The sequence below is a fragment of the Rhodococcus maanshanensis NBRC 100610 genome (assembly GCF_001894865.1).
Lineage (GTDB): Bacteria > Actinomycetota > Actinomycetes > Mycobacteriales > Mycobacteriaceae > Rhodococcus_G > Rhodococcus_G maanshanensis.
The window spans coordinates 1-25,161 of the sequence record NZ_BCXA01000060.1 but is presented as its reverse complement, the minus strand read 5'-3'; the positions used below and the strand labels follow the sequence as shown (position 1 = coordinate 25,161).

General features: G+C 69.0%; 23 protein-coding genes, 1 other RNA gene and 1 pseudogene. 8 read left to right on the top strand and 17 right to left on the bottom strand.

Annotated elements, in window-relative coordinates; genetic code table 11:
• Nucleotides 1-15: 15 nt before the first annotated feature.
• Nucleotides 16-759, top strand: coding sequence for a VIT1/CCC1 transporter family protein (locus tag RM1_RS26940; RefSeq protein ID WP_072754148.1), 744 nt, complete (start codon nt 16-18; stop codon nt 757-759).
• Here RM1_RS26940 and RM1_RS24090 read toward each other — a convergent pair.
• From RM1_RS24090 to RM1_RS24060, 7 genes and pseudogenes are all read right to left on the bottom strand, one after another.
• A pseudogene (locus tag RM1_RS24090) lies at nt 754-1,941 on the bottom strand (MFS transporter); the annotation flags it as partial. The gene RM1_RS26940 and the pseudogene RM1_RS24090 overlap by 6 nt on opposite strands.
• A 34-nt stretch (nt 1,942-1,975) precedes the next feature.
• The gene (pgm, locus tag RM1_RS24085) at nt 1,976-3,619 is read right to left on the bottom strand and encodes a phosphoglucomutase (alpha-D-glucose-1,6-bisphosphate-dependent) (protein ID WP_072754161.1); all 1,644 of its coding nucleotides are present in this window, start codon (nt 3,617-3,619) and stop codon (nt 1,976-1,978) included.
• Nucleotides 3,620-3,662: 43 nt separating this feature from the next.
• Nucleotides 3,663-4,094 (bottom strand): hypothetical protein, encoded by a 432-nt coding sequence (locus RM1_RS24080; RefSeq protein WP_072754146.1) that lies wholly within the window; start codon nt 4,092-4,094, stop codon nt 3,663-3,665.
• A 12-nt stretch (nt 4,095-4,106) separates the two neighbouring features.
• Nucleotides 4,107-4,472 carry a fluoride efflux transporter CrcB gene (gene crcB, locus RM1_RS24075; protein WP_072754145.1) on the bottom strand — a complete coding sequence of 122 codons (366 nt, stop codon included), beginning with the start codon at nt 4,470-4,472 and terminating at the stop codon, nt 4,107-4,109.
• A complete protein-coding gene (locus RM1_RS24070) occupies nt 4,469-4,807 on the bottom strand; it encodes a DUF190 domain-containing protein (protein WP_072754144.1) in 339 nt (112 codons plus the stop codon). Before RM1_RS24070 ends, crcB (RM1_RS24075) begins: the two co-directional genes overlap by 4 nt.
• 1 nt (nt 4,808) lies before the next feature.
• Nucleotides 4,809-5,213, bottom strand: coding sequence for a fluoride efflux transporter CrcB (gene crcB / locus RM1_RS24065; RefSeq protein WP_072754160.1), 405 nt, complete (start codon nt 5,211-5,213; stop codon nt 4,809-4,811).
• A gap of 9 nt (nt 5,214-5,222) precedes the next feature.
• Entirely contained in the window at nt 5,223-5,858 is a 636-nt protein-coding gene (locus tag RM1_RS24060; RefSeq protein WP_092667701.1) for an LON peptidase substrate-binding domain-containing protein, read from the bottom strand.
• 201 nt (nt 5,859-6,059) lie between these two features.
• On the opposite strand from RM1_RS24060, the gene RM1_RS24055 reads away from it, so the two are divergent.
• Nucleotides 6,060-7,262 carry a lipase family protein gene (locus RM1_RS24055; protein ID WP_072754158.1) on the top strand — a complete coding sequence of 401 codons (1,203 nt, stop codon included), beginning with the start codon at nt 6,060-6,062 and terminating at the stop codon, nt 7,260-7,262.
• A gap of 73 nt (nt 7,263-7,335) precedes the next feature.
• Nucleotides 7,336-8,469, top strand: a complete 1,134-nt coding sequence (locus RM1_RS24050) for a lipase family protein (protein ID WP_072754143.1) — start codon at nt 7,336-7,338, stop codon at nt 8,467-8,469.
• Nucleotides 8,470-8,869: 400 nt separating this feature from the next.
• On the opposite strand, the gene RM1_RS24045 is transcribed toward RM1_RS24050, so the two are convergent.
• Nucleotides 8,870-10,309, bottom strand: coding sequence for a DUF1254 domain-containing protein (locus tag RM1_RS24045; RefSeq protein ID WP_083576928.1), 1,440 nt, complete (start codon nt 10,307-10,309; stop codon nt 8,870-8,872).
• Between the two features lie 224 nt (nt 10,310-10,533).
• On the opposite strand from RM1_RS24045, the gene RM1_RS24040 reads away from it, so the two are divergent.
• The gene (locus tag RM1_RS24040; RefSeq protein WP_072754156.1) at nt 10,534-11,907 is read left to right on the top strand and encodes a DUF1214 domain-containing protein; all 1,374 of its coding nucleotides are present in this window, start codon (nt 10,534-10,536) and stop codon (nt 11,905-11,907) included.
• A 74-nt stretch (nt 11,908-11,981) separates the two neighbouring features.
• Here the strand turns inward: RM1_RS24040 and ssrA are convergent.
• Nucleotides 11,982-12,352, bottom strand: a transfer-messenger RNA (tmRNA) gene (gene ssrA / locus RM1_RS24035).
• A 160-nt stretch (nt 12,353-12,512) separates the two neighbouring features.
• On the opposite strand from ssrA, the gene RM1_RS24030 reads away from it, so the two are divergent.
• On the top strand, nt 12,513-14,600 hold the full coding sequence (locus RM1_RS24030) for a membrane dipeptidase (protein ID WP_072754142.1): 2,088 nt from the start codon (nt 12,513-12,515) through the stop codon (nt 14,598-14,600).
• 91 nt (nt 14,601-14,691) lie between these two features.
• Nucleotides 14,692-16,737 (top strand): elongation factor G-like protein EF-G2, encoded by a 2,046-nt coding sequence (locus tag RM1_RS24025; RefSeq protein WP_072754141.1) that lies wholly within the window; start codon nt 14,692-14,694, stop codon nt 16,735-16,737.
• On the opposite strand, the gene smpB is transcribed toward RM1_RS24025, so the two are convergent.
• The 7 genes from smpB to RM1_RS23990 all read right to left on the bottom strand — a co-directional run bounded on the left by smpB (nt 16,734) and on the right by RM1_RS23990 (nt 22,438).
• Nucleotides 16,734-17,210 carry an SsrA-binding protein SmpB gene (gene smpB / locus RM1_RS24020; protein WP_027500079.1) on the bottom strand — a complete coding sequence of 159 codons (477 nt, stop codon included), beginning with the start codon at nt 17,208-17,210 and terminating at the stop codon, nt 16,734-16,736. The genes RM1_RS24025 and smpB overlap by 4 nt on opposite strands.
• Nucleotides 17,211-17,277: 67 nt before the next feature.
• A complete protein-coding gene (ftsX, locus tag RM1_RS24015) occupies nt 17,278-18,183 on the bottom strand; it encodes a permease-like cell division protein FtsX (protein WP_072754140.1) in 906 nt (301 codons plus the stop codon).
• A gap of 53 nt (nt 18,184-18,236) precedes the next feature.
• A complete protein-coding gene (gene ftsE, locus RM1_RS24010) occupies nt 18,237-18,926 on the bottom strand; it encodes a cell division ATP-binding protein FtsE (RefSeq protein WP_027500081.1) in 690 nt (229 codons plus the stop codon).
• A 65-nt stretch (nt 18,927-18,991) separates the two neighbouring features.
• Entirely contained in the window at nt 18,992-19,435 is a 444-nt protein-coding gene (locus RM1_RS24005) for an Rv3103c transmembrane domain-containing protein (RefSeq protein ID WP_072754139.1), read from the bottom strand.
• Nucleotides 19,432-20,325, bottom strand: coding sequence for a mechanosensitive ion channel family protein (locus RM1_RS24000; protein ID WP_245816589.1), 894 nt, complete (start codon nt 20,323-20,325; stop codon nt 19,432-19,434). The genes RM1_RS24005 and RM1_RS24000 overlap by 4 nt, the downstream gene beginning before the upstream one ends.
• A gap of 3 nt (nt 20,326-20,328) precedes the next feature.
• On the bottom strand, nt 20,329-21,432 hold the full coding sequence (prfB, locus tag RM1_RS23995; RefSeq protein WP_027500083.1) for a peptide chain release factor 2: 1,104 nt from the start codon (nt 21,430-21,432) through the stop codon (nt 20,329-20,331).
• Between the two features lie 49 nt (nt 21,433-21,481).
• Nucleotides 21,482-22,438: a metallophosphoesterase family protein gene (locus tag RM1_RS23990; protein ID WP_169922366.1), complete on the bottom strand. Its 957-nt coding sequence runs from the start codon at nt 22,436-22,438 to the stop codon at nt 21,482-21,484.
• 177 nt (nt 22,439-22,615) lie between these two features.
• Here RM1_RS23990 and hisN point away from each other — a divergent pair, with 177 nt between their 5' ends.
• On the top strand, nt 22,616-23,392 hold the full coding sequence (hisN, locus tag RM1_RS23985) for a histidinol-phosphatase (protein WP_072754137.1): 777 nt from the start codon (nt 22,616-22,618) through the stop codon (nt 23,390-23,392).
• Nucleotides 23,393-23,407: 15 nt separating this feature from the next.
• On the opposite strand, the gene RM1_RS23980 is transcribed toward hisN, so the two are convergent.
• Nucleotides 23,408-23,776, bottom strand: a complete 369-nt coding sequence (locus RM1_RS23980) for a DUF1304 domain-containing protein (protein WP_072754136.1) — start codon at nt 23,774-23,776, stop codon at nt 23,408-23,410.
• 145 nt (nt 23,777-23,921) lie between these two features.
• Here RM1_RS23980 and RM1_RS23975 point away from each other — a divergent pair.
• Nucleotides 23,922-25,161, top strand: a 1,240-nt coding sequence (locus RM1_RS23975; protein WP_072754135.1) for a multicopper oxidase family protein, incomplete at its 3' end; no start/stop codon positions are given.

Genomic DNA, 25,161 nt, shown 5'->3' with positions numbered 1-25,161 from the left:
CGTAGATTCACCGGTATGAGCGAGCCGCAGCCCGGCCCCGACGCCGTCGAGAACGCGCTCCCCCATGAGTTCGATCACACCCACTCGAATGTGTCCGGCGGCTGGCTCCGGGCGGCGACCTTCGGCGCGATGGACGGGCTGGTCACCAACACCTCGCTGATCGCGGGTGTCGGCGGCGCGGGCGTCGACGCGCACACCGTCATCCTCAGCGGCGTCGCGGGCCTGGTGGCAGGCGCCTTCTCCATGGCCCTCGGCGAGTTCGCCTCGGTCTCCACCGCGAACGAGCAGATCGAGGCGGAGGTGAGGGTCGAGACACGCTCGCAGGCCCGCTATCCCGAGGCCGAACAGGCCGAACTGGTCGAGACCTTCACCGCGATGGGGATGAGCGAGGCGACCGCGGTGACCGCGGCCGCCGAGGTACACGACGATTCGGCACGCGCGGTGAACATCCACCTCACGCACGAGCTCGGCGTCAACCCGAGCGAGAAGCCCTCACCGCTGGTGGCCGCAGGTTCCTCGTTCCTGATGTTCTGTGTCGGCGCGATCATCCCGCTGATCCCGTACCTGCTCGGCTTCGAGTCGCTCGTCGCCGGGCTGACCGTCGGCGGGATCGGCCTACTGATCGTCGGCGCGCTCGCGGCGAGCTTCACCGCCAAGTCGAAGGTCCGCGGGGCGATCCGGCAACTCGCCTTCGGCGTGATCGCCGTCGCCGCCACCTACCTCGTCGGCGCGCTGATCGGCGTCGGCATCCCCGGTTGACGCCTGCGGGATCGTCCGGGGCGCGGCCACCCAGAACGCGATCGGGAGCAGCATCAGCGCGCCCGTGACCGCGAAGGCCACCCCATAGGACAGGTACTGGGCGAGCACCCCGGCGACCAGCGGACCGGCCACCACCCCGACGTCCGATGCCATCTGGAACGTCGCGAGCACGGGACCACCCCTGGCCTTGGAGCCGATCACGTCCGCGACCGCGGCCTGCTGAGCCGGGTTCATCAGCCCGGACCCCACCCCCGCGACGAGCGACAGCGCGAGGAACACCAGCAGGTTCTCGCTGTACCCGAGGAACATCGTCGCCCCGCCGGCAATCGCCAGCCCGGCCAGCACGAACGGCCGTCGGCCGCGCAGGTCCGACAGGCGTCCCGCGGGGATCTGCACCAGCGCATTGCCGATCGCGTAGACGGTCAGCGCCACGCCGGCCAGCGCGGTGCCCTCGCCCAGCGCCTCGACCACGAACAGCGGCACCATCGCGACTCGAACGCCGAACGACACCCAGCCGTTGGCGAAGTTCGACACAAGGGACGCGCGGTAGGTCGCCGAGGCCAGCGCCTCGCGCAGCGTCAACGTGACCACGTGGCCGCCCGAATCCGGTGCGGCCAGCGCGGACTCGCGCAGGCTCAGATACACCACCGCCGCGGCGATCAGCAGCGCCACCGCATAGATCAGGAACGGCGCGCGCAGCCCGAAGCCCGCGAGCGCGCCGCCGACCAGCGGGCCACCGATGGTGCCGAACAGGAAAGAGGTCGCGTACAGGCCCGACACCCGGCCGCGGATGCCCGGCGGCGTGATCCGGATCAGCAGACCGAGCGCGGACACGGTGAACATGGTCGACCCGACGCCGCCGATCGCCCGGAACAGCAGCAGCTGCCAGTAGCCCTGCGCGAAGGCCACCGCGCCGGACGAGACCGCGACGATCAACAGCCCGGTGAGGTAGGTCGGACGCTCCCCCAGTCGCTGCACCAGAGCCCCACTCAGCGGCGCGAACAGCAGTCGCATCAGGGCGAACACGCTGATGACGGCGGTCGCCGCGGTGACCCCGACGTCGAAGCTGCGGGCGAACTGGGGCAGCGCAGGAGCGACGATGCCGAACCCGAGGGCGATGACGAAGCTGGCCGAGACCAGGACCCAGATCTCGCGTGGCAGCTTATTTGCGGTGGTGTGCATGATTGCCACCGATCCTAGCCAGCGGCGAAACGGCTCAGGCGTCTGCTCCCAGCGCCCGGGACACCAGCTCCCGCGCCTCGTCCTGCACCTGCGCGAGATGCTCCCTGCCCCTGAACGATTCGGCGTAGATCTTGTACTTGTCCTCGGTGCCCGACGGCCGCGCGGCGAACCAGGCGTTCTCCGTGCAGACCTTGAGCCCGCCGAGCGCCGCACCGTTGCCGGGCGCCGCGGTCAGCGCCGCGGTGATCGGCTCGCCTGCCAGCTCGGTCGCGGTGACCTGATCCGAGGACAGCGCGGCAAGGGCGGCCTTCTGCTCGCGGGTGGCCGGCGCGTCGACGCGGGCGTACTCGGGGCTGCCGTACCGCTGCGCGAGCTCGGCGTACCGGGCCGCGGGCGAGCGCCCCGTGACGGCGGTGATCTCGGAGGCCAACAGCGCCATGATGATGCCGTCCTTGTCCGTGGTCCACACCCGGCCGTCGGTGCGCAGGAACGACGCGCCCGCGCTCTCCTCGCCGCCGAAACCCAGTTCCCCCGTCAGCAGGCCCGGTACGAACCACTTGAACCCTACGGGGACCTCCACCAGCTCTCGGCCCAGACCCGCCACCACCCGATCGATCATCGACGAGCTCACCAGCGTCTTGCCGACCTTGGTGCCCGGCGCCCAGCCGGGCCGGTTGGCGTAGAGGTAGTCGATGGCCACCGCGAGATAGTGGTTCGGGTTCATCAGCCCGCCGTCCGGGGTGACGATGCCGTGCCGGTCGGAGTCGGCGTCGTTGCCCGTGGCGATGTCGAACCGGTCCCGCGCGCCGATCAGCGAGGCCATCGCGTCCGGGGAGGAACAGTCCATCCGGATCTTGCCGTCGGTGTCGAGGGTCATGAACCGCCACGTCGCATCCACCAGTGGGTTCACCACGGTCAGGTCGAGGCGGTGCCGCTCGGCGATCGCGCCCCAGTAGTCGACGCTGGCCCCGCCGAGCGGATCGGCGCCGATCCGGATGCCCGCCTCGCGGACGGCGTCGAGGTCGACGATGTTCGGCAGGTCGTCGAGGTAGGTGGCCAGGAAGTCGTACGGACGGGCCGCGCCCGCGAGCGCCGCGGCGAGCGGGACCCGCTTGACCCCGGCCAGGCCTGCCGCGATCAGCTCGTTCGCGCGGGCCTCGATCGCCGATGTGGCCGCGGTGTCCGCGGGCCCTCCGTGCGGCGGGTTGTACTTGAAGCCGCCGTCGCGCGGTGGGTTGTGCGAGGGCGTCACCACGATGCCGTCTGCCCTTGCGACCGGGCCGGAGGCGTTGTGCCGCAGGATCGCATGGCTCACCGCGGGGGTCGGCGTGTAGCGGCCGCCGGAATCGATCAGCACCACAACGTCATTGGCCACGAGGACCTCGAGCGCGCTCGTCCAGGCCGGCTCGGAGAGGGCGTGGGTGTCGCGGCCGAGGAACAGCGGTCCGGTGATCGACTGACTCGCCCGGTACTCGGCGATGGCCTGCGTGGTGGCGAGGATGTGCGCCTCGTTGAAGGCGCCGTCCAGGCTGGATCCGCGGTGCCCGGAGGTGCCGAAGGCGACCCGCTCGTCCGGGTTCGCCGGGTCCGGGATCCGGCTGTAGTAGGCCGTCACCAGCTGCGCGAGGTCCTCGAGATCCTGCGGCTGGGCGAGCGTGCCTGCTCGATCGTGCGCCACGGCGCGCCTCCTCGTTCGGTGATTGTCGGTCAGCGCCATTGGATCACGTCGAACGTCTGACCAATCGCAGTGTCAGCACAGGAAGGAGCGCGAGCGTCGCGAACACCGCGGCCCCTGACAGGCCGACCGCAAGCAGCCGGACCACGCTCAGATCACCCAGGTACCCGATTTCCTCGCTCGCGACCCCGATCGCGGGAAGGCACAGGAACGCCGCGCCTGACGCGAGCAGCCACGATCGCCTCCCTCCCGTGGTGGCAACGAGCAGGGCGCCGGGGATCATCGCCGCGACATACAGCACGACGATCCCGGCGGACCCGCTCCACGAGAAGCCCGCCGATCCCCCTGCGGCGAGTGTCGTCACGCGCATCAACAGCCTCGACACGATCCCGACCAGCACACCGGCGACCACGGCGGAACCCACCCCCGCGACGAGCCGGCGGGTCATCGGCAACCTCTTGTCGGTCTGCAGCGGCACCGCGCCATTCGATCACGCGAACAGCGCGTGCGCCCCCGCAAATCCGAGCGCCGCCGCCGCGATTCCCGCCGCGACGCTGACCACGACATTGGCGAGCGCGTACATCCGCACCCCGTCTTCGACGAGCCGGACCGTCTCGTAGCCGAAGGTGCTGTAGGTCGTCAGAGCGCCGCAGAATCCGGTGCCCACCAGGGCCATCACGGGACTGCCCTGAGCAGCGGCGCCGACCAGCGCGCCGAGGATCAGCGATCCGATCACGTTCACCGTGAGGGTGCCCCATGGGAACTCGCTGTCGGTTCGGGAACCGACGGCGCGGTCGAGCAGGAAGCGGAGGGGCGCGCCGACCATGCCGCCGACCACGACCAGCACCACCGTCACCGTCGCTCCTCGGTGAAGTGCACCCGCTCGACGCCCTCCAGGGTCACGGTGGCCTCGGTGAGCAGTTCACCGATGCCGTCCAGGAACTCACGGATCCGCTCCTCGGTGTCCACCGCGACCACCAGCAGCGGCAGCCCGTCGGCCAGGTCGAGCAGCCGGGTGGTGTGGATGTGCGCGGACGCGCCGTATCCCTCGACACCCCGCCACACACTCGCGCCTCCCAGCCCCGCGGCGCGGGCGCGCTTGACGATCTCCTGGTACTTCGGCTTGTGATGCCAGAGGTCGTCCTGCCCGAGGATGATCGACAGCCGCATCTCCGTGCGCGAGTAAGACATGTCAGCTTCCTTTCCCGACGAAGGCACCGGTGACGAGCCGTGCGCCCCACACCCCCACCAGGACGGCGGTGAGCGCCGCGACCACCGTCCCGAAGAGATAGCCGAACGCGATCGGATAGTTGCCGGACGCGAGCAGTCCCCGCACCTCGACCGCATAGGTCGAGAAGGTGGTGAAGCCGCCGAGGACCCCGACCCCGAGGAACGGCCGCAGCAGCCGGTGCGCGGTCCAGACCTCGGTGATGAGCACCATCAGGATGCCGATCAACAGGCAGCCGATCACGTTGGTGATCAGCGTCGCCCACGGGATCTCCCTGGTCGGCATCGCATGCGCGATGCCGTACCTCGCGACCGCACCGATGCCTCCACCGAGCGCGACCACCGCGAGAAGCGATCCCTCACCCCGCATGTCGACCACCTACTCCGACAGCCTGAACCGCACCGCGGCGATCACGTCGCCGAGGGCCTCGGCCAGGACCGTCAGCCGCTCGCCCGGACCCGGAGCGGACAGCAATCTCAGCCGATCCACCGCGACGAGCGGGAGGCTCGCCGCGAGAGCGTAGATCCGGTCGCCCACCCCGCCCGGCAACTCGTCCAGCCTCGGAAAGCCCGGCACGGGGATGCCGCGCACAGCCGCGGACCGGCTCAGCAGCCCACCGAGTTCGTCCACCAGTGCGCCGATCTCGTCGAACGAGTCCGACGCGTAGTCCGTGCCCTCGTCCGGCCACGGTTCCACGTCCGCCCGCGGGTAGGGATCGTCCGGCAGCCAGCGACGCACCCGGATCCGGTTCTCGCCGACACAGCCGAGGAGCAGTCGCCCGCCCTGGACCCGCTCGCAGTCGATGATCCGCGCCACGGTCCCGACATCGGTTCGCTCGTCGCCGCCGCCGACCTCGTGGCCACGGGTGATGAGCACCACGCCGAATCGTCGCCGGTCAGGGGACTCGGTCAGGTCCGCGACCATCTCGAGGTAGCGCGGCTCGAACACCTGCAACGGCAGCAGTTCACCGGGCAGCAGCACGGATCCGAGCGGGAACATCGGCAGAGCATCCACGGTCACAGCATGCCCTCGATCCGGGTGTCGCGCCGATAACCGCGAAAGACCACGCCGATCTTCGCTACTGTGAGCTACGTCATGGTGCGGAAGTACTTGACGAACGGCGGTGAGCCACATGGTACGGAGTGCGTCACTCTGGCACGGGGCAGCGCCATGGGGCGCGAATCCGGTGTCGACCGGCATTCATCGGAGGCCTCGATGAGAATCACGCTCAGGGATTCCGCCACAGCCCTTCTCGCGGCACTGGCGCTGGCGTTCCCGGCGGCGATCACCGCGCCGCCCGCGGCCGCGCAGGCGCAGCCGGTGATGCCGGCGCCCGACCCCGACCCGTTCTACTGGGCGCCGCCGGACCTGGCCGCCAGGCCGAACGGCGACATACTCCGCAGCAGACCGGTCGACGTGTCCCGGTTCGGGAACGCGGACGGCTGGCAGATCACCTATCGCTCCACCAACTCGTCGGGCCACCCGGTTGCGGCCGTGACGACCGTCCTCGTCCCGCGCGGCGGGGTGGACCGGCCGCTGCTGTCCTACCAGGCGATCATCAATGCGCTCGGGACCCGCTGCGGACCGTCGCACACCCTGTTCAACGGGCAGCTCCAGGAGGCCCCGGTGGTGAACCTCGCGCTGATGCGCGGATGGGCCATCGCGCTGCCCGATCACCTGGGCCCGACCAGTGCGTACGGCGCCGCCAGGCTGGGCGGTCAGATCGTCCTCGACGGGATCCGGGCGGTGCAGCACCTGCCCGAGGCGAGGCTCGGGCACAGCCCCGTCGGACTCGCCGGCTACTCGGGCGGCGGGATGACCAGCGGCTGGGCCGGCGCGCTTGCACCGACCTACGCCCCCGAACTCCCCATCGTCGGCGTCGCGGCAGGCGGCGTCCCTGCGAACCTCAGCGAGCTCGCGAACGGGCTCGGGACCGCGCCGCATCCGCTGTTCGGCCTCGGCTTCGCCGCCACTCTCGGCCTCGAACGCGAGTACCCGACTTCGATCCCGTTGGCGAGCGGCCTCACCGGCGCGGGCCTGGCGCTGCGCGACCGGATCGCAAACGCCTGCTCCCAGGAGATCATCGACGCCGGGGCCAACCACAGCGCGGCCGAGGTGTCCGCCGATCCGGCCCGGATCAACACACCGATGGTGCGGGCGATCTTCGACGAGAACAGCCTGATGATGTACCCGGGGGTCCCCCGGGCCCCGGTGTTCGTCTGGCACGGCAACGGCGATCAGCTGGCCCCGCTGGATTCGATCGCGGCGACCGTCGGCAGGTACTGCGCGGCCGGGGTGCCGGTCCAGTTCACCGTGTTCCCCGCAGACCACGGCCCGGCCAGCCTCGAGGGGCTGCCCGGCGTCCTCGGGTGGCTCGACGGCAGGTTCGCCGGTCAGCCCGCGCCGAGCAACTGCTGAGGTCGGCAACCCGCCCCGGGTGCGCGATTCGTGGCTCCCCCGTTGACGACTCGGCGCTGATAGCGTCCGCTAAATGCACCTCGGTCGGTCGATGTCGGTGATCGTGTCCGGACTCATCGCGGTCGGTGCCTGCGCCCCCGCGGCCCGCGCAACGGCTCCCCCTGCCGTTCCCGGATCGATCGTGAGTTCGTCCGTCCTGCCGAGCGACGACCTCATCGACGGCGCGGCCGAGGGATACCTGGTGACCTACAACACGACCGGGCAGGACGGCAGGCCCGCCCTCAGCACCGGGCAGGTCTTCGTCCCCGAGGGCACCGCGCCCGTTGGTGGCTGGCCAGTCGTCTCCTGGTCGCACGGCACCACCGGGATCGGCGACCAGTGCGCACCGAGCGTGACCGGGAGCCTCACCACGACGCAACTGCTGCTCGACTACCTTCGCCGGGGATACGCCGTCGCCGCCACCGACTACATCGGCCTCGGGACACCGGGCCTCCACCAGTACCTGGCCGGTCGCGCCGAGGGGCAGGCCGCGATCGACATCGTTCGCGCCGGGCGCAACCTCCGCCCCGACATCTCGAAATCCTGGGTGTCGGTCGGGCACTCCCAGGGCGGGCAGGCCGCGCTCTTCGCGGGCCGCATGGCAGGCGAGTACGCCCCGGAGCTCGATCTCCGCGGAACCCTGTCCTACGCACCCGAATCGAACGTGGAGAACCTGCTGGCCGCGGCAGGCCCCTACGTTCCCGCCGTCGACGTCCTGCAGGGGGCGAGTACATATCTCGTGTACATCCTCGCCGGCCTGCACTCCGCCAGGCCGGACCTCGGGATTCCCGGCTACCTCACCGACTTCGGGGCGCGCGCGATGGCCTCGGCGGAGCTCGGCTGCGGCGACGACCTCGGCATGTTGCGGGGGCAGTCGGTCGGTGCGCTGTTCGCCAGGCCGTTGCTCGATCCGGCCGTCGTCACCGCGCTCCAGGACTACATGGCCGTGCCGACCATCGGCTGGGACCGGCCGATCATGATCGTGCACGGTACCGATGACCTGACGGTCCCCATCCCGGTGAGCGTCGCCCTGCAACTGCAGCTGGCCGCGGGCGGTGCCGACTCGCGGTTCATGGTCTACCCCGGCACGGACCACAGGAGCGTCGTACCCGCCGCGGACCGTGACGCGACCGGCTTCCTCACCACGCTGCTCCCACCGCCGCGCTGACCACGGCCGCGATCGGCAACGACACCGAACGCAGCGAGGCCCCGCAGCCGAATCCGACTGCGGGGCTACTCAACTGGCGTTGAGCGTGGACACGCTCACGCAGAAAGCGAAGCGACGCCTGCGATGCCCGCGACCACCGCAACGACCGCCGACACCAAGGTCGCCCCTGCCGCGACCATGGTGAGATCCTCTGCTGTCGATCCCATGTGATCACTCCTTCTCGACCGTGAAGCCTTGCTTCGCTGTGACGCCACCTCGGCGCTGCTGCATTTCTAGCCGAGCGGAAGCACCATCACCAAGCCCTGAACATGCTGGGGCGCAATGCATTACAAGAAAGAAACCTCCGGGTAGGGTTTCGTAACCCAGTGTTACGCGCAGGCAACACCACGGGGAGCCGACGTCAGTCCAGCGGCTCGAACTCGCCCAGCCTCCAGGTCTGCTCGAACCACGGTTCGAGTGGCCCGTACAGACGGAACAACGGGAACCAGGACTTGCCCGGGAGGGTCTCGACCCAGTTGGACTCCCTGCCCTCCGGCGCGGTGGGGCCGAAGAACAGGTCGTGCGAGCCGTCGTCGTTGGCGACCAGTTGGCCGGAGTTGCTCGCCACGGCGGGCCAGATCGTCGACGGGACCTGGATCAGCGACCGGGTCTGCGTGTCGTAGACGTCGACGGACCAGAAGTTCTTCGCAGGCGGGTTCGGGTCCACGTGGAGCCGGTAGCTGCGGCCGCCGTCGAGCACCTCGCCTCGCGCGTCGTGCACCGTGTAGGCGTAGGCCGAGCCGGCGCCGACCCTCGCGCGCGCCATCGCCGGGGTGATGACCGTGGCGATGTAGTGGAACTGGGTGCGGGCGTCGAGCAACCGGGCACCGTCGCGGAGGAACTCGTGACTGCCCCCGACGAAGGCGTTGTTCCACGACCCGTACAGCGAGGCCTGCGGATCCCGCGGCGCGTAGGACAGCGCCCGCGCCATTCCGGCACCGATGCGTGCCGCCTTGTCGAGGATCCCGCGCATCCGCTCGTCCGGGTCGAACGGTCGCCCCTTGACGATCCCGATCGCGGCGAGCTGACCGGCGCGTTCCGGATCGAGCGCCTCGGCAGGCTCCTCCTGGACGATCTCGTCGACCTCGAAGTAGAACGACAGGTCGTTCGCGTGCACCGTGTTGCAGCTCTCCTCCACCCAGTTGATCCACTCGTTGGGGCTCGGGGAATCGAGCTCGCTCAACGGATAGATGCGCGTCTTCCTCACGTCAGCAACCCCGCCGAGCGCGCGCAGGACCACCCAGTTCGTGAAGGTCGGGCTGCGGAGGACGAAGTAGCCGTCCGGCACCTCACCCTCGTATCCGGGCGGAAGGAACAGGTAGTTGCCGCCCTGGCCGTGGTCGGGTCCCGGGATGCCCATGTCGGTGACGTAGCGGAACCAGAAGTCGTCGACGACGCACATCGAATTGGGTGGTGCCTCGATGATCGTCGGGCCCCAGGCCTTCAGGTCCAGGAACGTCGTGCCGTAGGTCGTCTCGGTGTTCGGGGTCAACCCGATCGTGCGCGAGTTCGCCCGCGGGTCCGTGTAGCCGATGGCGCGGGGTGAGTCGATGCCGAGCGTGCGCAGGCCGCGGCGGAGCGCCACCAGCGATGCGCCGGGCACGCAGTTGAGGAACACGTCGACCCCGCGGATCAGATCCAGCGCGTCGTAGATCGTCGACACGGACTCGGGCAGTGGGACCCCGTCGAAGAAGTTCAGCTGCCCGAAGGGGGTGTCGACGGTGTCCGGCGAGGAGACGGACTCGATCGCCGCGAGCAGCTCGGCCGATGTCGAAGCGGAACCGGAATTGCCAATCGTCATTGCGCAGCACCTCCAACGAGAACGCGGATGTCGTGCTGCCACGCTATGAACCCACATCGGCCCGCCGCCTCATGCGATCGGGGTGAAGCTGACGAGGCAGGCAGGTTCCCGGATCTCGGCGTCGGTTCATCTGTTCCGGGTGAGTCGAACCGGCCCGGATGTTCATAGCGTCGTTGCTGTTCGTCCTGTAGTTGTCACTCTCGGTCGAGGGAATGGAGCCGTGGATGTCCGGTGCCGAAGGTCTGAGCGGTCCGAAGATGACGGTCGACTATGCACGGGCGATCGGCAACGTCGCCTATCTCTGGGGTTGGTCGCTGGTGAACATGCACAACCGGCGGACGTTGATGGAGAAGCTGCCCGAGCCCGGGCTGCTCGCCGGCATCGTGCCTGCGGGCCCGCCGGGGACGATCGGCATGCTGCACGACTACATCCGCCCGGAGGAGCGCGTCGTGGCATGCCCGAACCAGGACGTCGCGTACGGGTTCGGTGTCCTCGACGCCGAACGGGGACCGTCCGTCGTTCAGGTGCCCGATTTCGGCGACCGGTTCTGGGTGTACCAGGTGGTCGATCAGCGCACCGACTCGTTCGTCGAGCTCGGCAAGATGTACGGGACGGCACCGGGTTTCTACCTGCTCGCGCCCGCATCCTGGGACGGAGACGTACCCGAGGGCATCACCGGCGTGTTCCGGTACGACACCCGGGTCGGTGCCGTGATCCCGCGGGTGTTCATGGACGACACCGTGGAGGACCGCGCGGCCATCGCGCCGATCGTCGGCCGGATCAGCATGTATCCGTTGTCGGAGTTCGACGGCGAGGTCAAGATCCGGGACTGGTCGAGCGTGCCGTCATTCGGGGGCGGCGGCGCGACCGGCGATGAGGCGGAAACCCAGTGGGTCGACCCCGAGACGTACTTCGACGCGTTCGGGGCGGTACTCGACGAGGTGCCCCCGTTGCCGGGAGAGGAGGCGATGTACGACTGGTTCCGTTCGGTCCTCGCCGCCGCGGACCGTGACCCTGCGGTAGCCGGGGCACTACGGCAATCGGCGATCGACACCGACGCCACTGTGGGAGAGCTGTTCGAGTTCCGCAACATCGGAATCCCTGTCGCACACAACTGGACCACTCAGCGCAACGGTGCCGCGTTCGGCACGGATTACCTGTCCCGCACCGCGATCGGCAAATCGAACATCTTCGTCAACACGCCCAACGAAACCGTCTACTACTACCAGGACCTCGACGACGCCGCCGCCCGCCTGCACGGCTCGAATACATACTCCGTGGCCTTCCCCGCCGGTCAGCTACCACCGGTGCGCGGCTTCTGGTCGCTCACGGTCTACAACAAGCACCACTTCTTCCACCCCAACAACCTCGACCGCTACTCGCTCGGCACCAAGAATCAGAACCTCACCAGTGGGGACGACGGATCGCTGACGATCACGGTCGGCGGCCAGGCACCCACCGATCCGAAGCTCCTCGCGAACTGGTTGCCTGCCCCTGCCGACGAGTTCACGATCTACCTCCGCGCGTATTGGCCGGAACAGACGGTCCTCGACGGAAATTGGCAGCCTCCGGCCGTCTCGCGGGTGACACCGGCTTGAGGACAGAACCCCGCCTACACAGGGCAAAAAAGAGCCCCGGTCAGATCCCCATTTCTGGGTTCTGACCGGGGCCTTTGTGGAGCTGCCGGGAATCGAACCCGGGTCCTCCGCCGAATCGCTAGGGCTTCTCCGTGTGCAGTTCGCTAAGCCTCTACTCGGATCTCCCGGTCTCGCGAACAAGCCGTGATGACGATCCCAGTCACTGTTTGATGTCCCGAACGACTCCGTGACCGAGCCGACCGGTAAAGCCCTCTAGCTGATGCCAGTACCCGACCCGAGGGCGAGATCGGACTGACAGACACGCTTCGCTACTTAGGCAGCGAGAGCGTAGTCGCGCTGATTGGAATCGGCGCTTATAGGTTTGCAGCGACGCTTACGGTGGTCTCTTGCCTGCACCGACACGCTTCCCCTAACTCAACGTACAAAGTCGAAACCGTTCAGCCCCGTACGTACCCAGCACCGTGCTGGGACCACATACTGTAACGCCCTTGCGCCGCGAAATCATCCCAATAACTTCTCGGGCGTTTCACCTGGACGTTCGTCCAAAATCCACTACCCTTCTCAGCGAAATCATTCAGCGGATTCACCGGGGAAGTCGAAGGCACATGACACATAAACCAGGGCGTTCACGCCGTCGATGGGTAAACGCACTGGCCGCAACGCTGGCACTGGTCCTGGCCGGCGGTGGGATCGCGGCATCGCAGCCCTCGTCCGACCCGATCGGCCCCGGCGACGACCCCGTCTTCGGGCTGGCCAACGGCTGCTACGCCCTCAAGTCGGAGCAGAGCGGGAAGTTCGTCCGCCGAGCCGACGGCGGCTACCGCGCCGATGCCGACACAGTAGGCGGTGCCGAGGCGTTCCGCACGCACGCCGCACAGCTGGGCCGGTTCATGTTCTACGGCAAGGGCGGCGACATGCTCGCCCACGACGGCAAGCGCGCAATCGTCTCGACTCGCGACGCGCTGCCGACCACCGACTGGACGCTGACGCACACCGACGGCACCTACGCCGTTACCGCGACCGCCAACGGCAACCAGCTCACCGCCGCCAACGGGAACATGGAGCTCACTGACCCCGGCGTCAACCCCGCGGGCGGGCGCTTCGTCCTCACTCCGGCCGAGGGCTGCGCGACCTTCCCCGACTCCGAGGTGAACGCGACCGGCAAGCCGCTCTCCGGCACCGGCCCGAACGGCGAGGTGCGCGGGTTCATCGACGCGCACGTCCACCTCGACGCCAACCTGTTCATCGGCGGCCAGGTGCACTGCGGCACCCCCTTCGATCCGCAGGGCATCACGGTCGCGCTGCGCGACTGCGCCGATCACGGCGAGGACGGGATGCCTGCGCTGCTCGAGAACATCCTCTCGCACGGCACCCCGGTCGCCGAGCACGACACCACCGGCTGGCCCACGTTCAAGGACTGGCCGAGCCACGACTCGCTGACCCACGAGCAGACCTACTACCGGTGGGTCGAGCGCGCCTGGCGCGGCGGACTGCGCGTCTTCACCAACCTGCTGGTGAACAACCGGGTTCTCTGCGACGTCTATCCGCTCAAGAACCGCTCCTGCAACGACATGGACACCATCCGTGCGCAGGCCGAGCAGGTCCGGCAGATGCAGGACTACATCGACGCCCAGTACGGCGGCCCCGGTCGCGGCTGGTTCCGGATCGTCAGGTCTCCTGAAGAGGTCCGCAAGGTGGCGAGCGAGGGCAAGCTCGCGGTCACCATGGGCATCGAGACGTCCGAACTGTTCGGATGCTCCATCCGCAACGACGTGCCCCAGTGCAACGAGGCCGACATCGACCGCGGCCTCGACGAGGTCTACGCGATGGGTGTGCGGCAGATGGTCGTCACGCACAAGTTCGACAACGCCTTCGGCGGCGTCCGGTTCGACCCGGGCATCCAGGGCATCGCCGTCAACGCGGGCAACTTCCTCGGCACCGGCAAGTTCTGGCAGGCCGAGGCGTGCACCACCCCCGAGCACGACAACCCGCTGCTCTCCGTCGGCGACGGCCCGGCCGAGGTGCTCTCGGCGCTGCCGCCGGGTGTCACCACGCCGGTCTACCCGTCCGGACCGCTCTGCAACACCCGTGGGCTGACGAAGCTCGGCGAGCACATGATCCGCGGCATGATGGACCGCGGCATGATCGTCGATCTCGACCACATGAGCGTCAAGACCGCGGAGGACACCCTGCGGATCCTCGAAAAGGTCAAGTACTCCGGTGTGGTCTCCACGCACAGCTGGACCGACCCGCTGAACTACAAGCGGATCTACGCGCTGGGCGGCTTCGTCGCCGCCTACGCCTCGGGTCTCAACTCCGACCCGAAGAAGGACAGCTTCGTCTCCGCCTGGCGCAAGGCCCGCGCGGATCGCAGCGAGGACTACTACTACGGCTTCGGGTACGGCGCGGACACCAACGGCTTCGGCCCGCAGGCGCAGCCGCGTGAGGACGCCGACACCAACCCGCTGCAGTATCCGTACAAGACCTTCGACGGCGGCACGACGATGGATCGCCAGCGCACCGGCGAGCGCGTCTTCGACGTCAACAAGGACGGCGTCGCGCAGTACGGGCTGATCCCCGACTGGATCGCGGACATGCGGATCGCGGCGGGGAAAGACGGCGACAAGATGATCGAGGACATGAGCCGCGGCGCCGAGGCCTACCTGCAGATGTGGGAGCGCGTCGCGAAGTAGCTCAATGCGGTCTCGATAGGTCATTCCTCCGGCCGCGACGGGCCGACCCGCCTAGAATCGGGTCAGCCCGTCGCTGCGGGAGGAGACATCGATGGCCGACCGGATGACGGTTCGCGCGGGCAACGCCCCACCCGCCTCGCGTCCCGAGCAGCTGCGCAACGTTGTCCTGATCGGGTGCAGCGGCGCGGGCAAGACCACCCTGGCCGAGTCGCTCGCGCTGGCGGCCGGGGCCATCGGCAGGGCCGGCCGGATCCCCGACGGCAACACCGTCTCCGATTACGAGGACATCGAGCACAGCCAGCAACGGTCGGTCCAGCTCGCGGTGCTGCCGCTGGAGTGGAACGGCTGCAAGGTCAATCTCCTCGACCCGCCCGGCCATCCCGACTTCGGCGCCGAGCTGCGGGCGGGCCTGCACGCTGCCGACGCCGCCGTCTTCGTGGTCTCGGCCACCGACCCGGTGACCACGCCAACCCGGGCACTGTGGCGCGAATGCGCGGCGGCAGGCATCCCCCGGGCCATCGTGGTGGCCAAACTCGACGTCGCCCGCAGCGGCTTCGACGACATCCTCACCGCCTGCCACGACGCCTTCGGCCTCGGCACCGACACGCTGCGACCGGTCTACCTGCCGGTCTTCGCGGACGGCAGGCCCTGCGGGTCGCTCGGCCTGCTCACCGGCCGCAGCTACGGCGAACCCGGCCCCTGCCCCGAGGCCGAGGCGGCGCGCGAGAGCCTCGTCGAGGCCATCTCCGGCCAGGACGACACCCTGATGGAGCGCTACCTCGCGGGGGAACCACTCGACGAGGAGGCGCTGACCGACGGTCTGCGCCGGGAGATCGTCGACTGCGCCCTGCACCCCGCGCTCGCCGTCACCGACGACGGCGTCGGCGCGGCCGAACTGCTCGACCTCATCACCGGCGCGTTCCCTGACCCCACCCACCGCCGCGAACCCGCGCCCGCGGCCGACCCGGACGCACCGCTCGCCGCCCAGGTCATCCGGATCACCGGGGACGCCTACGTCGGCCGCATCAGCCTCGTCCGCGTCTTCTCCGGGACGCTGCTCCCCGACTCCCACGTCTACCTCGCAGGCGCGGCGGCCGACTCCGGCGAGCCGACCGACGAGAAGGTCACCACCCTCACCGGCCCCTTCGGCAAGCTGCAGCGCCCGGTGCCCGAGGCGGTCGCGGGCGACATCGTCTGCATCCCCAAGCTCGCCGCACACATCGGCGACACCATCGGAGACACCGACGAGCAGTCCGTGCTCGAAACGTGGACACTGCCGGTGCCGCTGCTGCCGATCGGCGTCGAGGCCCACAGCAAGACCGATGAGGACAAGCTCTCCCAGGCGCTGACCCGACTGACCGCCGAGGACCCGGCCCTGCGGCTGGAACAGAACCCGGACACCCACCAACTGGTCCTGTGGTGCACCGGCGACGCGCACGCCGAGGTGGCGCTCGACCGGCTCCGCAACCGGCACGGCGTCCACGTCGACACCGTGCCGTACCAGGTGGCGCTGCGGGAGACGTTCGGCGGCAACGCGTCCGGGCACGGGCGGCTGGTCAAACAGTCCGGCGGCCACGGCCAGTACGCGATCTGCGACCTCGAGGTCGAACCGCTGCCGACCGGATCGGGGTTCGAGTTCCGCGAACACGTGGTGGGCGGCGCGGTCCCGAAGGGCTTCATCCCGTCGGTCGAGAAGGGCGTGCGCGCCCAGCTGGAGAAGGGCGTGGCGACCGGTCACCCGCTCGTGGACGTGCGCGTCACGCTCGTCGACGGCAAGGCCCACTCGGTGGACTCGTCGGACGCCGCCTTTCAGACCGCGGCGAGCCTCGCCCTCCGCGACGCCGCGGGGCACACCTCGATCCGCCTGCTCGAGCCGGTCGCCGCCGTCGCCGTGACCCTCCCGGACGACTATCTCGGCGCCGTTCTCAGTGACCTGTCGGCCCGGCGTGGCCGGGTCCTCGGAACCGAGGTGAAGGGTCCCGGGCTGTCGCTGCTGCGCGCCGAGGTGCCCGAGATCGAGCTCGCCCGCTACCCGGTCGAACTCAACTCGCTCGTCCACGGCAACGCCGAGTTCTCCCGCTGCCATCTGCGCTACGAGCTGATGCCGGACGCGCTGGCTGCCCAGGTCGCCCGCTAGCGGCTCATGCCCTTCACGCGGCGCCCGAGCTCACGGGTGACCTCACGCTCGGCCGTCCGTCGCGCGATGTCCTGACGCTTGTCATAGTCCTGCTTGCCCTTGGCGAGGGCGAGCTCCACCTTGACCTTGCCGTCGGAGAAGTACATCGAGAGCGGGACCAGCGTCTGGTTCCCCTCCCTGGTCTTGCCGACCAGGTGCTCGATCTCCCGCTTGTGCAGCAGCAGCTTCCTGGTGCGCCGCGGCGAGTGGTTGGTCCAGCTGCCCTGGGTGTACTCGGGAATGTGCAGCCCGCGCAGCCACACCTCGCCGTCGTCGACGGTGGCGAAGGCGTCGACGAGCGACGCCTTGCCCTCGCGCAGGCTCTTCACCTCGGTGCCGACCAGCGCCACGCCCGCCTCGTAGACGTCGATGATCGAATAGTTGTGTCGCGCCTTGCGGTTGGTCGCGATGACCTTGCGGCCCTTTTCCTTCACGTTCGGGCCCCTTCAGTCCGCGCAGTGATCGAGTTCTGTCCCCAGGATAGGCCCGTGGCGCAACCGATTACTCACGGACGTAGAGCCGCAGCGTGATGTAGGCGGTGATCGCGGCCATGCCGACACCGGTGAGCACCAGGAACGGCGACACCAGGAGCACGTCGCTGTTCGAGATCCGGGCGACGATGTTCGCGTCGTAGACATCGGTGAGCACGTCGTCGATGAACAGGTTCTTCGCGGTGAACAATCCGGCGATCGCCAGCACTGCACCGATCAGGGCGGCGACCACGGCCTCCAACAGGAACGGGAGCTGGGTGTACCAGCGGGTCGCGCCGACGAGCCGCATGATCCCGACCTCGGTACGGCGGGTGAACGCGGCGATCTGCACCATGTTCGCGATCAGCAGGATCGAGGCGATCGCCTGCACGATGGCGATCGCGAAGGCCGCGTTGCGGATTCCGTTCAGCACGCTGAACAACCGCTCGACCAGATCGCGCTGGTTGAGGACGCTCTGCACGCCCGGCCGGGTACCGAACGAATCGTTGATCACGCCGAACCGCTCCGGGTCGCTGAGCTTGATCTTGAACGAGGCGGGCAGCGAGTCCTCGCTGACCATCGACGCGAGCTCGGGCTGATCCTTGAACACCCGCTCCTTGGCGTCCGCCACCGCGTCCGCCCGGTTGAGGTACTGCACGGACACCACCGACGGGGTGCTCTCGAGATCGCTGCGCAGGGCCGCGCAGATGTCCTGCTTGCAGTCGGGGTCGGAGATCGACACGTCATCGGTGAGGAAGATCTGCACCTCGACCCGATCGAGGAAGATCTGCTGTGTCTTCCCCGCCATCTGGACGACGAGCAGTCCGCCGCCGAACAGGGCGAGCGAGATCGCGGTCGTCAGGATCATCGCGACGGTCATCGTGATGTTGCGGCGCAGGCCGGTGAAAACCTCGCTGAAGATGAAGCTGGCGCGCATCGGAAAGTCTTGTCCTTCGTATGTCGGGGTGAACGGCGAGGGGTCGGGGGTACCTAACGCCCCACGCCGTAGACACCGCGGGCCTCGTCGCGCACCACGCGTCCGAGGTCGAGTTCGACCACCCGGCGCCGCATCGAGTCGACGATGTGGTGATCGTGGGTGGCCATCAGCACGGTGGTTCCGGTGCGGTTGATCCGTTCGAGCAGCAGCATGATGTCGCCGGTGGTGTCCGGGTCGAGGTTTCCGGTCGGCTCGTCGGCGAGCAGCACCAGCGGCCGGTTCACGAACGCACGCGCGATGGCGACGCGCTGCTGCTCGCCGCCCGAGAGCTCGGTGGGCAGTCGGTCCGCCTTGCCGGACAGGCCGACGAGTTCCAGCACCTCTGGCACGGTGCGATCGATCATGTTGCGCGGCTTGCCGATCACCTCGAGCGCGAAGGCCACGTTCTCCGTCACGGTCTTCTGCTGCAGCAGCCGGAAGTCCTGGAACACGCATCCGATGCTCTGCCGCAGCTTCGGCACCCGGCGCGCGGACAGCCGGTTCACGTGGAAATCGCCGACCCTGATGTCGCCCGAGGTGGGGGTGTCCTCCTTGAGCAGCAGCCGCATGAAGGTCGACTTCCCTGACCCGGACGGGCCGATCAGGAAGACGAACTCGCCCTTGTCCACCGAGACATTCACCTTGTCCAGTGCAGGCCTCGACGAGGTCTTGTAGGACTTGGACACATTCTCCACGCTGATCACGGGGAGCCAGTTTAGCCGTTATCCGACGGTGACCTTGGGTTTCGGCGGACCCGCAGGTCCAGGCCCTATGGGGTGGGTGTCGGCGGTGTGGTCGGCGTCTCCGGGGTGGCCGTCACGACCCCGGGCGGCAGCTCGACCCCGGACGGGACGGACAGCCAGGGCGGCAGCACCACGGCGGGCGACGGGGTGGTCGTGACGGGCTGCTGCGCCGTGGTCGTCGGTGTCGCGCTGGTGGTGCTGCTGGGCGGCGGCGTGGACGTGGACGTGGACGGCTCCTGGCGCGCCGGGGCCGGCGACGGGGTCTCCGACAGCACCGGCGCCGTAGGCCCGGTCATATCGTCTTTGGACGGCTCCGGATTGAGGTACCCGTACAGCATCGCCGTGGCGACGAACCCCACCGAGAGAGCGACCGTGGAGGTCCTGGCGCGGCCGAACAGGTTCTTCGGCACCGACCAGCGCCGCTCGTGCTTGTCGGCCGATTCCGTCTTCTTCGCGCGTTCGGCGGTCATCCGTTGTCCCCGATCTGATCGGCCGCCAGGTCCGGGCCGACCAGGATGCCCTCCCGGCGCAGCGCCTCCGCGACCCGCACCCGAAGCTCGCGTCCCACCTGGAACTGCTTGCCGGGCAGGGTGCGCGCGACCATCCGGATGTTGACGGTGTCCAGCTCGAGGCTCTCCACGCCCATCACCGACGGCTCGTCCAGGAGCAGCGGCTCGAGATCGAGATCCGCGAACGCCTCCCGGCCCACGTTGCGCAGCACGTCGTTGACGTGGTTGATGTCCGCGGTGGCAGGGATGGGCACGTCGACCACCGCCCGCGCCCAGTCCTTGGACAGGTTGACTGCCTTGACGATCTGCCCGTTGGGCACGGTGATGACCTCGCCGTCGGAGGATCGCAGCCGCGTCACCCGCAGGGTGACGTCCTCGACCGTCCCGTAGGCGTCCTCCGACGATCCGGTGATGGCGATCCGCGCGACGTCACCGAAGCCGTACTGCCGCTCGGCGATGATGAAGAAGCCGGCCAGGATGTCCTGCACCACGCGTTGCGCGCCGAAACCCAGCGCGGCGCCGAGCACCGTCGCAGGGGCGACCAGGCTCGCGACCGAGAATCCGAGCCGCTGCAGCACCTCGATGGTCACCAGGGTGTAGACGATGATGATCAGCACCCAGGTGATCACCTGGGCCAGGGCGTGCCGGTGCTTGGTCGCCTCCGAACGGACCAGTGCGTCGCCCTGGTGGTAGTTCAGGTCGATCCGATCGGTGATCTTGTTCCCCAGCCAGGAGAGGAACCGGCCTACCAGCAGCCCGCCGAGGATGTAGAGAACGATCTCAAGGCCGCTGGAGGAGAGCCAGTCACTGAACGTCGTGGTTTCGGGGAAGAGCTGGATCGCCGAGAACACCGACTAGACCTGCTCCGCGCTCATCCGCCAGCGGATGCCGGACTCGAGGAAGCCGTCGATGTCGCCGTCGAGCACCGCCGACGGGTTGTTCACCTCGTACTCGGTGCGCAGGTCCTTGACCATCTGATAGGGGTGCAGCACGTACGAGCGCATCTGGTTGCCCCAGGAGCTGCCACCATCGCCCTTGAGCGCGTCCATCTCGGCGCGCTCCTCCTTGCGCTTGACCTCGAGCAGCTTGGCCTGCAGCACCCGCATCGCGGACACCTTGTTCTGCAGCTGCGACTTCTCGTTCTGGCAGGTGACCACGATGCCGGTCGGGATGTGTGTCAGTCGCACCGCCGAGTCGGTGGTGTTGACGGACTGACCGCCGGGGCCGGAGGAGCGGTAGACGTCCACGCGGACGTCGTTCTCGTTGACGTCGATATGGTCGGTCGTCTCGACCACCGGCAGTACCTCGACCTCTGCGAAGGAGGTCTGCCTGCGGCCCTGGTTGTCGAACGGGCTGATCCGCACCAGGCGGTGGGTGCCCATCTCCACGGACAGGGTGCCGTAGCTGTACGGCGCCTTCACCGCGAAGGTGGCGCTCTTGATGCCTGCCTCTTCCGCGTAGGAGGTGTCGTAGACCTCGACGCCGTAGCCGTGCTTCTCGGCCCAGCGGATGTACATGCGCATCAGCATCTCGGCCCAGTCGGCGGCGTCGATGCCGCCGGCGCCGGAGCGGATGTTGACCAGCGCGTCGCGCTCGTCGTACTCACCGGAGAGCATGGTCTTGACTTCCATCGCCGCGATGTCCTCGCGCAGCGACGCCCGCTCGGCGTCGGCATCGGCGACGGCGTCGGCACCCTCGTCCTCGGCCAGCTCGTAGAGGACCGGCATGTCGTCGAGGCGTCCGCGCAGGCCCTCGACCCGGCGCAGCTCGGACTGCGCGTGGGAGAGCTGGCTGGTCACCTGCTGGGCGTGTTCCTGGTTGTTCCACAACTCCGGATCGGCGGCCTGGTGCTCGAGTTCGTCGATGCGCCTGCGCAGCTCCTCGACGTCCAGCACCCGCTCGACGGTGGTCAGGGTGGTGTTGAGCTCGGCCAGGTCTGCGGAAACGTCGGGATGCACAAGAATCAAGGTTACCGGTGCCCGCGGCGGATTGCCGCCGCGGTCGCCCTCAGGTCACCTGGCCGGGCCAGCCCGGCGACGCGACGACCACCGGGCCGGGCCTGCCGTCGACGCGGAACTCCGCCGTCCGGATCACGGCGGACCGCCGGAAGTCGAGCGCGTGGACCCGAACGGTCGGGCCGTCCACCTCGATCCGCAGGCCCTGGTTCTCGTTCCGGTCGACAGGCTCCTCACCGCCGCGGCCGTCCGGGCCGAAGCCGGTCTGCACGGCGCCGGTGTTGACCGCCGCGAAGCCGTCCTGATGCCCGCCCGGCACGGTCCGCCTGGTCAGCCAGTCCTCGCGGTAGAGGCTCCAATGGGTGTGCCCGCTCATCAGCAGCACGTTGGGGAAACCCCCGAGCAGGTCCAGCAGCTCGGGGGACTCCGCATAGTCATTGCTGTAGATCTTCGGGGCCTGGGTGAGCGGATCGGTGAACGTCCCCGACACGGTGCGCGGCAGCGCGTGATGGCTCATCACCAGCACCGGGCGCTCGCGCCGGCACTCCCTGAGCGTGTCCCGCAGCCAGTCCAGCTGGGTGCGGCCGAGGATCACACAGTGCCCGCTCGCCTCGCTGCCGTCGATGGTGCCGAGCCGGATCACCGGCACCCCACCCACGTCGTGCGCGGAGAACAGTCCCGGCATCGCCGAGTGCCGCAGGAACCGCTCGACGGACACCCCGCTCGACTCGTCGTTGTAGAACTCGTGGTTGCCGATCGTGTACAGCGCGTCCGGATGCCCGCTGCGGCGTAGCCGGTCGAACAGTTCCTCGTACTCGCGCTCCCGGCCGTTCGGCGTGAGGTCCCCGTTGACGAGCAGCGCATCCGCCCGGCCGAACGCCGCGAGACCGTCGAGCGCCCGGTCGAGGTCGGCGAAGTCGCCCTGGATGTCGGAGATCACGTCGAACCAGACTGCCGTCGACGGCTTCCGCATCGGCTGGGCCGCCGGGCCGGGCGTGTGCGCGGTCATACCGACGAATTGTGCCGCGGCCAGACCCGCAAGCGCGCCACCTCCGACGAGAACACTGCGCCGTGTCAGCATCACGATCCGATCGTCACAGTCGCGGCGAAACGGCCGCCCGACTCGCGCTGAATCCGCGGTGAATCGCCGAGGAAGTCCGGTCCCGGGTCGAGTACCGTCGTCGCCGTGACCGATCTCGAACTCGCACTGCGCATCGCCGATGAGGCCGACTCCATCACCATGGCCCGCTTCGGCGCGCTCGACCTCAAGGTCGACGACAAGCCCGACCTCACCCCCGTCTCGGACGCCGATCTCGCGGTCGAGCGCGCCGTGCGGGCGGTGCTCGCTGCCGAGCGTCCGGAGGACGCGGTCCTCGGCGAAGAGTTCGGCGGCGACGCGACGTTCGAGGGCAGGCAGTGGGTGGTCGACCCGATCGACGGCACCAAGAACTTCGTCCGCGGGGTCCCGGTGTGGGCCACCCTGATCGCGCTGCTGCAGGACGGGGTTCCCGTGGTCGGCGTCATCAGCGCCCCCGCGTTGAAGCGGCGCTGGTGGGCCGCGGAGGGTGCGGGCGCCTTCGGCTCGTTCGACGGCGGCGAGCCCAACCGGATCTCGGTATCAGCGGTGGACCGGTTGGAATCGGCGAGCCTGAGCTTCGCGAGCCTGAGCGGCTGGCGTGACCGCGGGATCCGCAATCAGTTCATCGCGCTCACCGACGAGGTGTGGCGGGTCCGCGGCTACGGCGACTTCTACTCCTACTGCCTGCTGGCCGAGGGCGCGCTGGAGATCGCCGCCGAACCCGAGGTCTCGCTGTGGGACCTGGCGCCGTTGGACATCCTGGTCCGCGAGGCGGGCGGACGCTTCACCGCGCTCGACGGCAGCGCAGGCCCGCACGGCGGCAGCGCGGTGGCGAGCAACGGCCTGCTGCACGACGCGGTGCTGGAACGTCTGGGAACCGCGTAGGCGACCAGGAATCCGCTAGAACACCGCCGCGGTGATCAGCGCGAGCAGCGGGGTGATCCCCTGAACCACCGCCGGGCGAAGGTATTTTGCGCCCGTCGAGGCCAGCACCACCGCGGCACCGACGATGCTCACGCAGCAGAAGACGACGATGGCGTGCCCGGCGGCACCCGCGATGATCAGGCCGACCACGATGCCGATCGCCAGGAAGAGGTTGTAGAAACCCTGGTTGTAGGCGAGCGGACGCGCAACGTCGGCGTCATGCTGGCTGGTCAGGCCGAAGCGTTTCCAGACCTCCGGGCGCGTCCACCACACGCTCTCCATGGCAAAGATCACGACGTGTAGCGCAGCAGCGAGACCAGCGAATACCTGGGCGATGACCGGCATGACAGAACGATGCCACACCTGCGCCGGCATCGCCGGATAACACAGCACGACTGTCCGCACAAGGGCCGCCGGGAGGAGCCGAGCCGAAGGAACACCGGCCTCGAGGCGGGCGGCACGCGGTCCGCCGCGCCGAAGACTCGAGGGCATGAACGTCGTCTCCCGGCGCGCCTTCCTGATGGGGCTCGCCGCCACCCCGATCGCCCTGTCCGCCGGATGCGCCGCCGGTCCATCGAACCCAGCGCAACCGAGCCCGGCCGGGGCTTCCTCCCGGCCGCTGCCCATCCCGCCGCTCGCGACCGCCACCACCGATGCGGCGGGCACTCGGCATTTCGCCCTCAGCGCGGGCGCGGGCAACTCGGAGATCCTGGCGGGCAAGTCCACCGCGACGTGGGGGTTCAACGGTTCGATGCTCGGGCCGACCATCCGCGCCCGCCGCGGCGAGTCGGTCGCGTTCACCATCGACAACGACCTGCCCGAGGCCACGACGGTGCACTGGCACGGGATGCACGTGCCCGCGCGCTTCGACGGCGGACCGCACCAGACCATCGAGCTGGGCGCCCGCTGGGAGCCGGGCTGGACGGTGAACCAGCCGGGTGCCACCCTCTGGTACCACCCGCACCCGCACGGCTCCACCGAGAAGCACGTCTACCGCGGCCTGGCCGGGCTGTTCCTGGTCGACGACGAGGTCACCGACGCGGTCGACCTGCCCAAGACCTATGGGGTGGACGACATCCCGCTGATCATCCAGGACAAGCGCTTCACCGCCGACGGGGCCCTCGACGAGTCCGACCCCACCGATATCGGGCTGCTGGGCGACACCATCGTCACCAACGGGATCACAGGCGCCCACCTGTCGGTCAGCACCGAGAAGGTCCGGCTGCGGATCCTCAACGGCTCCTCGGGGCGGATGTACAACCTCGGCTTCTCCGACGATCGTGAGTTCCACCTGGTCGCGAGCGACGGTGGGTTGCTGACGGCGCCGGTGCCGCTCACCCGGGTCCGGCTCAGTCCCGGCGAGCGGGCCGAGATCGTGGTGGCCGTGAACGGCTCGAACACGCTGCTGCGCGCGATGCCCTACGAGGACAACGCCGGGCTCGACCGCGGCGACGCCGCCGCGTTCGGCGTGCAGGACAGCTTCGACATCCTCGAGCTCCGAGCAGGCAAGAACCCGACCGCATCCGCGGCGCTGCCCGCATCGCTCGCGACGATTGCCCGGCTCGACCCGGCGGCCGCGGCCGCCGAGCGCAGCTTCGAGCTGCAGTGGTTCATGATCAACGGCGCGCAGATGGACATGAACCGCATCGACTTCTCCCCCACCGTCGACACCACCGAGGTGTGGACGGTGCGCAACGTCGACGACTGGCCGCACAACTTCCACGTGCACG

Bases quoted from the DNA above. Each gene is read 5' to 3' on its own strand.
- RM1_RS26940 (WP_072754148.1), top strand. From the start codon at position 16: ATGAGCGAGCCGCAGCCCGGCCCCGACGCCGTCGAGAACGCGCTCCCC.
- RM1_RS24070 (WP_072754144.1), bottom strand. From the start codon at position 4,807: ATGTCTTACTCGCGCACGGAGATGCGGCTGTCGATCATCCTCGGGCAG.
- crcB (WP_072754160.1), bottom strand. From the start codon at position 5,213: ATGCGGGGTGAGGGATCGCTTCTCGCGGTGGTCGCGCTCGGTGGAGGC.
- RM1_RS24055 (WP_072754158.1), top strand. From the start codon at position 6,060: ATGAGAATCACGCTCAGGGATTCCGCCACAGCCCTTCTCGCGGCACTG.
- RM1_RS24050 (WP_072754143.1), top strand. From the start codon at position 7,336: ATGCACCTCGGTCGGTCGATGTCGGTGATCGTGTCCGGACTCATCGCG.
- RM1_RS24045 (WP_083576928.1), bottom strand. From the start codon at position 10,309: ATGACGATTGGCAATTCCGGTTCCGCTTCGACATCGGCCGAGCTGCTC.
- RM1_RS24040 (WP_072754156.1), top strand. From the start codon at position 10,534: ATGTCCGGTGCCGAAGGTCTGAGCGGTCCGAAGATGACGGTCGACTAT.
- RM1_RS24030 (WP_072754142.1), top strand. From the start codon at position 12,513: ATGACACATAAACCAGGGCGTTCACGCCGTCGATGGGTAAACGCACTG.
- RM1_RS24025 (WP_072754141.1), top strand. From the start codon at position 14,692: ATGGCCGACCGGATGACGGTTCGCGCGGGCAACGCCCCACCCGCCTCG.
- ftsX (WP_072754140.1), bottom strand. From the start codon at position 18,183: ATGCGCGCCAGCTTCATCTTCAGCGAGGTTTTCACCGGCCTGCGCCGC.
- RM1_RS24005 (WP_072754139.1), bottom strand. From the start codon at position 19,435: ATGACCGCCGAACGCGCGAAGAAGACGGAATCGGCCGACAAGCACGAG.
- RM1_RS23990 (WP_169922366.1), bottom strand. From the start codon at position 22,438: ATGACCGCGCACACGCCCGGCCCGGCGGCCCAGCCGATGCGGAAGCCG.
- RM1_RS23980 (WP_072754136.1), bottom strand. From the start codon at position 23,776: ATGCCGGTCATCGCCCAGGTATTCGCTGGTCTCGCTGCTGCGCTACAC.